The organism is Microbacterium sp. Bi128 (assembly GCF_918698205.1).
On the sequence record NZ_CAKKMM010000149.1, the window covers coordinates 1 to 9,049 of the forward strand.

Here is a 9,049-nt window from a genome sequence, read left to right on the forward strand (position 1 = left end):
GACCTCGGTGTACGCCTCGATCCAGGCGTCGCCGTCGTCGGGGCAGAGGAACGTCGTTCCGAAGACCATGACGCTCGCGACGGGCGCCTCGGCGGACGTGCGGTCGTCGCCCTGCAGATCGGCGGGGACGAGCTGGGCGAACAGGGGCGACGTGGCCACGTGCGTCCGCAGCAGGTCGGCGTCGATCGCGTGGGCGTTCAAGATCGCGGTCTCGCAGGCGTCGGCGGCGAGGGCCAGCGAGAGGCTCTCCTCCTGCGCGGTCCACGTGGCGCCCTGCTCCTCGACGTACGCCTTCTGCTGGGCGATGAACTCCTTCTGCTCGGGGGTGACGGCCACGAGCGGTGTGCCGTCCAAGGGCAGCTGCTGCTCCTCGAAGAACCGGTCGCGCTCGGCGAACGCGTCGCCCCACTCGTCGCCGGCGTCGGGGCTGGCCGAGGCGTCGGGAAGCGGCGCCGGGCTGGACGGGTCGGCGGGTGCCGTGAGGGGCGCTCCGGCTCCCTCGGGGCCGAGGGGGCTCGGGAGTCGGATGCACCCGGTGGTGGTGCCGAGCGCCATGGCGACGATGAGCGACAGGACGAGGGGACGGACGCGAGCCTTCATCTGGCCACCGTAGCCGCGTGACCGTCGATCGATCGGCGGGGTTGCGCGGCGGAGGTCAGGCGTTCCAGGCGGCGGCGACCGTGCGCCGCACGTCGCCCAGCAGCTGCGGTAGCGCCTTGGTCTTGGCGATGATCGGGAAGAAGTTGGCATCCGACGCCCACCGCGGAACGATGTGCTGGTGCAGGTGCGCGTCGACGCCGGCGCCCGCGATCGCCCCCTGGTTCATTCCGAGGTTGAAGCCGTCGCAGCGCGACACTTCGCGGAGGACCCGCATCCCCCGCTGCGTCAGGGCCCCGATTTCGGCGACCTCTTCGTCGGTCGCCTGGTCGTACGTCGCGATGTGACGGTACGGGCAGACGAGCAGGTGTCCCGAGTTGTACGGGAACAGGTTCAGCAGGACGTACGCGCTCTTCCCGCGCGCGACGATCAGGCCGTCCTCGTCGGACTTGCCCGGAGCCGCGCAGAACGGGCAGTTGAGTTCCATCGGTTCACGCCCGGCCGAGATGTACGCCATGCGGTGCGGCGTCCACAGGCGCTGGAACTCGTCCGGCACGCCCGGAAGCTCCGCGGCGGCGACGAGGGCCTCGTCGCCGGACGCGGTGGCATCCGGTTCTGTCGTCACGCGAGGTCCTCGGCGGTGTCGACCAGTGCGCGGCCCGCGATCGCGCCGGTGATGCGCGTGACGGCCTCGTCGACGGGGATGCCGTTGAGCTGCGTGCCGTCGCGGAAGCGGAACGAGACCGTGCCACCGGCGCGGTCCTGCTCGCCGGCGATCAGCTGCAGCGGCACCTTCTGCGTGGTGTGCGTGCGGATCTTCTTCTGCATGCGGTCGTCGCTGTGGTCGACCTCGGCGCGGACGCCCTTCGTGCGCAGCTCGGCGACGATGCCGTCGAGATACTCGCCGTACTCCTCGGCCACGGGGACGGCGACGACCTGCACGGGCGAGAGCCACACGGGGAAGGCACCGGCGTAGTGCTCGAGCAGGATCGCGAAGAAACGCTCCACCGAACCGAACAGGGCGCGGTGGATCATCACGGGGCGGTGCTTCTCGCCGTCCGGGCCGGTGTACTCGAGTTCGAACCGCTCGGGCTGGTTGAAGTCGAGCTGGATCGTCGACATCTGCCACGTGCGCCCGATCGCGTCGCGGGCCTGCACCGAGATCTTGGGGCCGTAGAACGCCGCGCCGCCCGGGTCGGGCACGAGCTCGAGACCGGAAGCCTCGGCGACCTCGCGGAGGGTCTCGGTCGCCTCGGTCCACAGCGCGTCGTCGCCGATGAACTTGGGGTTGCCCTCTTCTTTCGTCGAGAGCTCGAGGTAGAAGTCGTTCAGGCCGTAGTCGCGCAGCGTCTGGAGCACGAAGTCGAGGCTGTGGGTCAGCTCGCCCTTGACCTGACCGGCGGTGACGTAGATGTGGGTGTCGTCCTGCGTCATGCCGCGCACGCGGGTGAGGCCGGCGAGGGTGCCGCTCTTCTCGTAGCGGTAGACCGACCCGAACTCGCTCAGGCGCAGCGGCAGCTCGCGGTAGCTGCGTCCGCGCGAGCGGAAGATCAGGTTGTGGAACGGGCAGTTCATGGGCTTGAGGTAGTACTCCTGGCCCTCGCGCGACACGTGCCCGTCGGCATCCACGACCTCGTCGAGCACCATCGGGGGGTACATGCCGTCGGCGTACCACTGCAGGTGACCGCTGGTCATGAACAGGTCGCCCTTGGTGATGTGGGGCGTGTTCACGACCTGGTACCCGCTGGCGAGCAGGCGCTCGCGCATGTACCGCTCGATCTCGTACCGGATGATCCCGCCCTTGGGGTGGAAGACGCTCAGCCCCGGACCGATCTCGTCGGGGAACGAGAACAGGTCGAGATCCTTGCCGAGCTTGCGGTGGTCGCGCTTGGCGGCCTCCTCGAGGCGGTGCTGGTAGGCGCGCAGGTCATCCTTCGTCGCCCACGCGGTGCCGTAGATGCGCTGCAGCTGCGGGTTCTTCTCGCTGCCGCGCCAGTAGGCGCCGGCGATGCGCGTGAGATCCCAGCCGTTGCCGATCAGGCGCGTGCCCGGCACGTGAGGTCCACGGCAGAGGTCTTTCCACACCGTCTCGCCGTCGCGGTTCACGTTGTCGTAGATCGTGAGCTCGCCGGCACCGACCTCGACGTTCGCCCCTTCGGCGGCCTCGGCGGAGCCGCCCTTCAGGCCGATGAGCTCGAGTTTGAACGGCTCATCGACGAGTTCGGCCCGGGCCTCGTCGTCGGTGACGACGCGACGGACGAAGCGCTGGTTCTCGCGGACGATGCGCTCCATCTCTTTCTTGATGACCTTGAGGTCTTCGGGAGTGAAGGGATCGTCGACCTGGAAGTCGTAGTAGAACCCGTCGGTGACGGGCGGGCCGATGCCGAGGTTCGCCTGCGGCTTGACGCGCTGCACCGCCTGGGCGAGGACGTGCGCGGTGGAGTGCCGCAGGATCGACAGGCCCTCGGGGCTGTCGATCGTGACCGGCTCGACCTCGTCGTCGGCCGTGACGGTCGTGGCGAGGTCTTTCAGCTCACCGTTCACGCGCAGGGCGACGACCGAACGGTCGGGGAAGAGGGCGAAGCCGTCGGCGGGGTAGGTCTGCTCCGACGGCAGGGCGGCATCAGTCAAGGCGGTCTCCTGGATGGGTCGATTCCAGGCTACCCGTCGGGCGTGGCCTCGACGGCACGCGGCGTGCCCCATAGTGGAGCGGTGACTCTGGCCATCATCGGCGGCGTGCTCTGGATCCTCGGCGCGATCGCCCTTCTCACGGGTGTGCTGCCCGCCGACGAGGCCCTCGCCGTCGCCGACCGCGTCTGGCCGATCCTGCTGTTCGTCGTCGCGGTCACCGTGGTGGCGGAGCTGGCATCCACGGCGGGGCTCTTCGACGTCGTCGCTGCGCGCCTCGCGCGTCTCGCCCGGGGACGGACCGCGTGGCTCTGGGTTCTCGTCGTGGCCCTGGCGACCGTGGCGACGGCGTTCCTGTCGCTCGACACGACGGCTGTGCTGCTGACCCCGGTGGTGGTCGCGATGGCGGTCGCGCGGAAGCTCGACCCGCTGCCGTTCGCGTTCGTGACGGTGGTCCTGGCCAACACCGCGTCGCTGGTGCTTCCCGTGTCCAACCTCACCAACCTGCTGGCATCCGATGCGCTCGGCGGACACGACCCGGTGGCGTTCCTCGCGCTCCTCGGGCCGTGTCCGTCGCGGTGCTCACCGCGGTGTTCCTGCGAAAACTGCCTCGCACCTACCCGGATGCCGCCGCTCCCGCCGTCGCCGATCCCGTGCTGCTGCGTGTCTCGGCGATCGTCACGCTCGCGCTTCTGCCGCTGCTGGTGATCGGGCTCGACCCGTGGATGCCGGCCCTCGCGGCCGCTGTCGTGCTCGTGGTCGTGTTCGCCGTGCGCGCGCCGCAGGCTCTCGGCATCCGTCTCGTTCCGTGGTCGCTCCTGGTCTTCGCGGGCGGGTTGTTCCTGGCCGTGGGTGCACTGGAGGCCGTCGGGATCGGTCGGATCACCTCGGTGCTGGCCGGAACGGGCGAAGATCTGCCCGCGCTCTGGCAGCTCGCGGGGGTCGGCGCACTCGCGGCGAACGGCATCAACAATCTGCCCGCATACCTGGCGATGGAGTCGGTGGCGGGCTCCCCCGCGCGTCTCGCGGCCCTGCTGATCGGGGTGAACGCGGGTCCGATCGTGACGCCGTGGGCGTCTCTGGCGACGCTGCTCTGGCACGACCGTCTGGTCGCCGCCGGGATCCAGGTGCGATGGAGCAGATTCGTGCTGATCGGGGCCGTGATCGCGCCGCTGATCCTGCTGTTGGCGGTGCTTCCTCTGGCGCTGTGAGCGCTCAGTCCTCGTAGGTGTGGGCCCACGCGCGGCGCGGCTCGACGAACCAGACGGCGAGCCCCGAACGCATCGAGTAGGGCTCACCGGTGTAGAGGCGGGAGATGCGGTCGACGAACGGCATCGCATCGTCGCCGTCAAGGCGCTCGGTGGCCACGCCGCGCACGAACGCCATCGCGAACGGGTTGTCGGCTCCGGTCACCGAAACGGCCACGCGAGGGTCGCGCCGGAGGTTCTTGTCCTTGAGCTTGTCGATCTCGGTGAAGAACACGAGGCGATCCCCGTCCGCGTCGACCCAGAGGGGCACGGAGTGCGGGGAACCGTCGCGCATGAGCGTGGACAGGTGGGCGATGGCGGTCGTCTCGAAGAACGGCCGTGCCGCGTTCCAGTCGGTCATGTCCTCTTCAACGGTCGGTGTCGGCGGGGGTATTCCCCGCGCGGCTGTCAGACGGTGGCCGCCTGGCCGACCTGCGTGTTCGGGACCTCGCGGAACACCATCCCCTTGCGCGGCTCGGGCTCTCGCGGGGCCGACTCGTCGGGCTCGGGGATGACGTACAGACCGCGTCCCGAGTTGGCGTTGTAAGTGAGCGCGTGCAACCAGGAGTTGCTCAACTGCGGGTTCCGGCTGCCGTGATACTTGAACACCATCGACACGTAGGGGTGGACGTACACCGTCGTGCGTCCCCCGCCGATACTGATGTCGTCCTTCCACGTGAACGGGAAGCTCTCACCGCGGCGCACCTTGGCCATGATCACGGCCTGAAGGTGGGCCAGCAGACGATCCTCGAACTCGACCTTGACGCTGCTGTCGTAGATGAACTTCCCCACGGGTACCTCCGGGAGAGCATCCTCGAGCGACCGCGCATTCCTGAGGAGAATGACGAACGCGGATGCCAGGGGATGCCGCCGCTATCGATATCCACCCTCGCGCGGTTCTCGAGGAGGGGACACCCGCTTGCGTTCACCGAGGAATGTCGCTATCGCGGTCGGGTGGATCAATCGGCGCGGGAGATACGCAGAATGACGCGGTCGCCGGGGCGCCGCTGGACGCGTCGCACGAGTGCTTCGAACCCCGTGATCGCGCGGAACTGCCATCCGTACTTGCGACGGAACGCCGCACCCGCGCGGCTGTCCTCGGTGCTCGGGCCCGCGATCCGGGCGCGGGCCTGGACGGTGATGGCATCCGGCTCGACCGCACCCATCCGCGAACACGGGCGCAGGGTCACCCGCGGGTCGTTCCGGAGTCGTTTGACCTTGCCGGTGTTGCGCTCCGTGGTGACGAGGAGTTCGTCGCCGTCGCGCGCGATCCAGACGGGTGTGGCGACCTCCTCGCCGTTTCGACGGAACGTTCCGAACGAGACGAAGGAGGACGACGCGATCTCGCGCCAGAGGGTGTCGGGGACGGTCATGGTCCTACGCTAGGCGGCTTCGCGCCCGCGGCAACGGGGATTGCGGAGGACGCGCATTCGCGCTCAGGTGAGAACACGAAGTGCCGCGTCGCCCACTGTTCACACGAATGGAACACGCCGTGCCTCGTCGTGGGGTGGGGTCCGTGCGACCCTTCGAGAGGAGGAGGTTCGCATGTCTCGCCACCACATCGCGACCCACGTCTACGACTATCGGGCGGGCTGGGTCCGCATCGCCCCGACGCCCATGACCTACGAGCACGCGCTCGACCTGCGGGATCAGGGTTTCACCCTGGTGCGCTCCCGTCGCGGCTGGTTCGGAGCGCGCGAGTTGCCGGTGAGTTGGTACATCCGACGCGGCCGGCCGGAGTCCGCCGATCCGTCGATCCGGAACGTCTCCCCCGCCCGCGAGCAGATCCCGAAGCCAGGTGAGCGGCTCGGCGACGTCGCCGAGCATCCGCCTCAGCCTGCGTCAGGTGGTGCGCGAAAGCGCGAACGAGACGGGTTATAGGCCAAAAAGAGTGGATGGAACGTCTGTTTAGCCGCGTGTTTCCGGGGTAATCCAGGGATCGGTATGGTCCGCGACCCTTAGTCGTGGACCTTCCCTCGAATCAGGGCCTCTGCGTGGTATGCGGGTCGAAGCTGGTGAAGAACGGCCGGCACCCCTCCGGAACGCAGCGCTGGCGATGTCGCTCATGCGGGTCTTCCAGCGTTCGCCGTCGGCCGGATGTCACACGCCGCGAACAACTCCACCGGTTCCTGACCTGGCTGATGGGCAAGGCCGCTCAAACCGAGCTTGCCCACGATCGCAGCGCCCGTTCGTTCCGCCGCGACACCGCCTGGTGCTGGGACCTCCAGCCCCGTCTGCCCGTCACCGGGGAAGTCCACGCGGTGATCCTGGTCGATGGGGTCTGGATCGAGACCTGGTGCCTGCTGATCGCGATCACTGACACCAACACGATCGTGGGATGGCAGTGGGCCGCCCGCGAGTCAGCAGCCGCCTGGGGCGCGCTGTTCGCACAGATCCCTGCCCCGGAGGTCGTCGTCACCGACGGCGGATCCGGCATCCGCTCCGCCCTCGCGCTGCACTGGCCCGGCGCGCTCATCCAACGCTGCATCTTCCACCTGCAACTCAACGTCACCCGCGAACTGACAAGGAACCCGCGCCTACGAGCCGGCAAAGACCTCCGCCAAATCGCTCTCGCCCTCAGCGATGTCCACACCGTCGACGCCGCTATCACCTGGCGGCTCACGCTGGAAGCCTGGTGGAAAACCTACGGACACCTCCTACGCGAACGCACCCTCTACGACAACGGTCACTTCGGCTACACCCACAAACCCCTACGCAAAGCCTGGGGCATCCTGCAACGCGTCGCCGAGAACGGCCACGTCTTCACCTTCGTCCGCCACCACACCCCGCGGACCACCTCACGCCTCGAAGGACTCAACTCCCAGATCCGGCACCTACTGCGCCACCACCGAGGCATGCCCGTCGCCCACCAACGCCGAGCCGTCGAATGGTTCCTCCTCCTGCAGGAAGTCTCTCTCGAACACGCGCACCGACACGCACACCCACCCACGCCACAAGCACACGAGAAACCCACCGACGACGCCCCCGAACAACCGCTCTACGACACCGCCCTCGACCCCACCGAAGGCCTCTGGCTCAGAACAGGATGGGCAGGACGCACCTGACACGCCCAAACCATCCACTATTTCTGGCCTATAAGCCGTCGAGACCATAAGACCCCCGGCAGGAAACGACGAAGCCCCCCGGCGAACCGGGGGCTTGTGTGGTGGGCGATACCAGACTCGAACTGATGACCTCTTCCGTGTGAAGGAATATCTACCGGATATCGCGCGGCATGGCGAACCATAGTCGGACGAAGTAAATTACCGGTCAGGCGCCGGATTCTCTGATTGCGCGACGTAGTGCGAGATCGTCAGTGATTGCGGCGTTTTGCCATGCATTTGCCATGCGCGGATCGGGCAGGGCGCGCGCAGTGTCGTCGACGCCGAACGGCCGCGAGAAGTGCGCGTAGATCTCCGTCGTCGACGTCGACGCGTGGCCGAGTAGCTCGGCGATGCGGCCGAGCGGAACGCCGTCCTGCGCGAGCCATGACGCGTAGGTGTGGCGCAGGTCGTGGATCGTCGCCCCGAGGTGCGCGAGCCCGGCCGCGCGCAACGCCGGCTCGAACACCTGCCGATAGAAGTTGCGATCGTCACGCACTCGGCCCCGTGCGCCGGGGAACATGAGCGCGGACGGGCACGAGCCGCCCCGCCTGTGTGGCACCCCGCAGTCGCGCGCGAGCGGCATCGAAAGCCCTTCGGTCACCCAGGGCTGCAGAGGAACGTGACGCACACGCCGACCCTTTGGATAGGGCTTGATCTCTTTCCCGTCGGTCGTGTCGGCGACCGTGACGAACCGGTGACGCAGGTCGACCCGGTGCGTATGCAGCGCTGCGACTTCCCCCCAACGCAGCCCCGTGCCCACGAGGAAGTTCAGCACGGCGCGATCGCGTTCCATCGGCACGACCGCGAGGAGGCGCGCGTATTCCTCGCGGGTGAAGAACACCGCGTCACTCGGGGTGGTTGCCGGCAGCTTGATTTTGGTCGCGGGGTTAGCCGGAATTAGCTTGTGATCGACGGCTGCCGTCAGGCTCGACACGAACACGTTCAGGTAGCGCTGCATCGACGAGGCGGCGCGGTAGCGAGGTTTCTCTGCCGTGCCGATGTTCTCGCGCACGGCCTGCGTCGCCCACCCCTGCACGCTTACGCGCGTGATCGAGTCGAGCGGCATCGCCCCCCAATGGGGGCGGAGGTGGTTACGGACCATGCTCGATTCGTTCTCGTCAGTCGCCGGCTCGATCTCGCGCGTCGGCCACCACTCATCCACCCATTCGCCCCACGTGATCTTCCCGGCCCTCGGGTCGAGCGCACCCGGCTGGCGCGCGGTGACCTCGGCCCCATCGGCGGCGCGCTGCGCTGCGCGTTTCTGAGGAAACGTGCCCGCGCTGCGTCGCTCGCCGGCAGGGTTCCGGTAGTAGCCCGTGTATTTGCCCGACCGCTGTCTCTCAGTCCAAGCCACGAGCGGCTCCCTGTGCCTCGTCTATTGACGATCGACCGCCTGCGCAGCCGCGGATACCACCGCGGCTACCGAGAGCCCGAGAGCGCCGCACAGCGCGTGCAGTTGCGCGACCGACATGT

Annotated in this window: 9 protein-coding genes and 1 pseudogene; 3 read left to right on the forward strand and 7 right to left on the reverse strand. The window is 68.2% G+C overall.

What is annotated here, in order from left to right:
* From LQV45_RS12190 to thrS, 3 genes are all read right to left on the reverse strand, one after another.
* Positions 1 to 600 (reverse strand): hypothetical protein (locus tag LQV45_RS12190; protein ID WP_230007251.1); only part of this gene is annotated, 600 nt, incomplete at its 3' end.
* A 55-nt stretch (positions 601 to 655) separates the two neighbouring features.
* The gene (locus LQV45_RS12195; protein ID WP_230007252.1) at positions 656 to 1,222 is read right to left on the reverse strand and encodes an HIT domain-containing protein; all 567 of its coding nucleotides are present in this window, start codon (positions 1,220 to 1,222) and stop codon (positions 656 to 658) included.
* Entirely contained in the window at positions 1,219 to 3,228 is a 2,010-nt protein-coding gene (gene thrS / locus LQV45_RS12200) for a threonine--tRNA ligase (protein WP_230007253.1), read from the reverse strand. Before thrS ends, LQV45_RS12195 begins: the two co-directional genes overlap by 4 nt.
* An 81-nt stretch (positions 3,229 to 3,309) precedes the next feature.
* Here thrS and LQV45_RS12205 point away from each other — a divergent pair.
* A pseudogene (locus tag LQV45_RS12205) lies at positions 3,310 to 4,436 on the forward strand (SLC13 family permease).
* A gap of 4 nt (positions 4,437 to 4,440) precedes the next feature.
* Here the strand turns inward: LQV45_RS12205 and LQV45_RS12210 are convergent.
* The 3 genes from LQV45_RS12210 to LQV45_RS12220 all read right to left on the reverse strand — a co-directional run bounded on the left by LQV45_RS12210 (position 4,441) and on the right by LQV45_RS12220 (position 5,845).
* Positions 4,441 to 4,833, reverse strand: coding sequence for a TIGR03618 family F420-dependent PPOX class oxidoreductase (locus tag LQV45_RS12210; protein ID WP_230007254.1), 393 nt, complete (start codon positions 4,831 to 4,833; stop codon positions 4,441 to 4,443).
* 47 nt (positions 4,834 to 4,880) lie between these two features.
* On the reverse strand, positions 4,881 to 5,264 hold the full coding sequence (locus tag LQV45_RS12215; RefSeq protein WP_230007255.1) for an ATP-dependent DNA ligase: 384 nt from the start codon (positions 5,262 to 5,264) through the stop codon (positions 4,881 to 4,883).
* A 167-nt stretch (positions 5,265 to 5,431) separates the two neighbouring features.
* Complete coding sequence (locus tag LQV45_RS12220) at positions 5,432 to 5,845, reverse strand: PPOX class F420-dependent oxidoreductase (protein WP_230007256.1); 414 nt, start codon at positions 5,843 to 5,845, stop codon at positions 5,432 to 5,434.
* A gap of 172 nt (positions 5,846 to 6,017) precedes the next feature.
* Between LQV45_RS12220 and LQV45_RS12225 the strand changes: the two genes are divergently transcribed.
* Both LQV45_RS12225 and LQV45_RS12230 read left to right on the forward strand, forming a co-directional pair.
* Positions 6,018 to 6,353: a hypothetical protein gene (locus LQV45_RS12225; protein ID WP_230007257.1), complete on the forward strand. Its 336-nt coding sequence runs from the start codon at positions 6,018 to 6,020 to the stop codon at positions 6,351 to 6,353.
* A 113-nt stretch (positions 6,354 to 6,466) separates the two neighbouring features.
* Positions 6,467 to 7,537 carry an IS1249 family transposase gene (locus tag LQV45_RS12230; protein WP_290370242.1) on the forward strand — a complete coding sequence of 357 codons (1,071 nt, stop codon included), beginning with the start codon at positions 6,467 to 6,469 and terminating at the stop codon, positions 7,535 to 7,537.
* Between the two features lie 205 nt (positions 7,538 to 7,742).
* On the opposite strand, the gene LQV45_RS12235 is transcribed toward LQV45_RS12230, so the two are convergent.
* Positions 7,743 to 8,930, reverse strand: a complete 1,188-nt coding sequence (locus tag LQV45_RS12235) for a tyrosine-type recombinase/integrase (protein ID WP_230007258.1) — start codon at positions 8,928 to 8,930, stop codon at positions 7,743 to 7,745.
* Between the last annotated feature and the right edge of the window lie 119 nt (positions 8,931 to 9,049).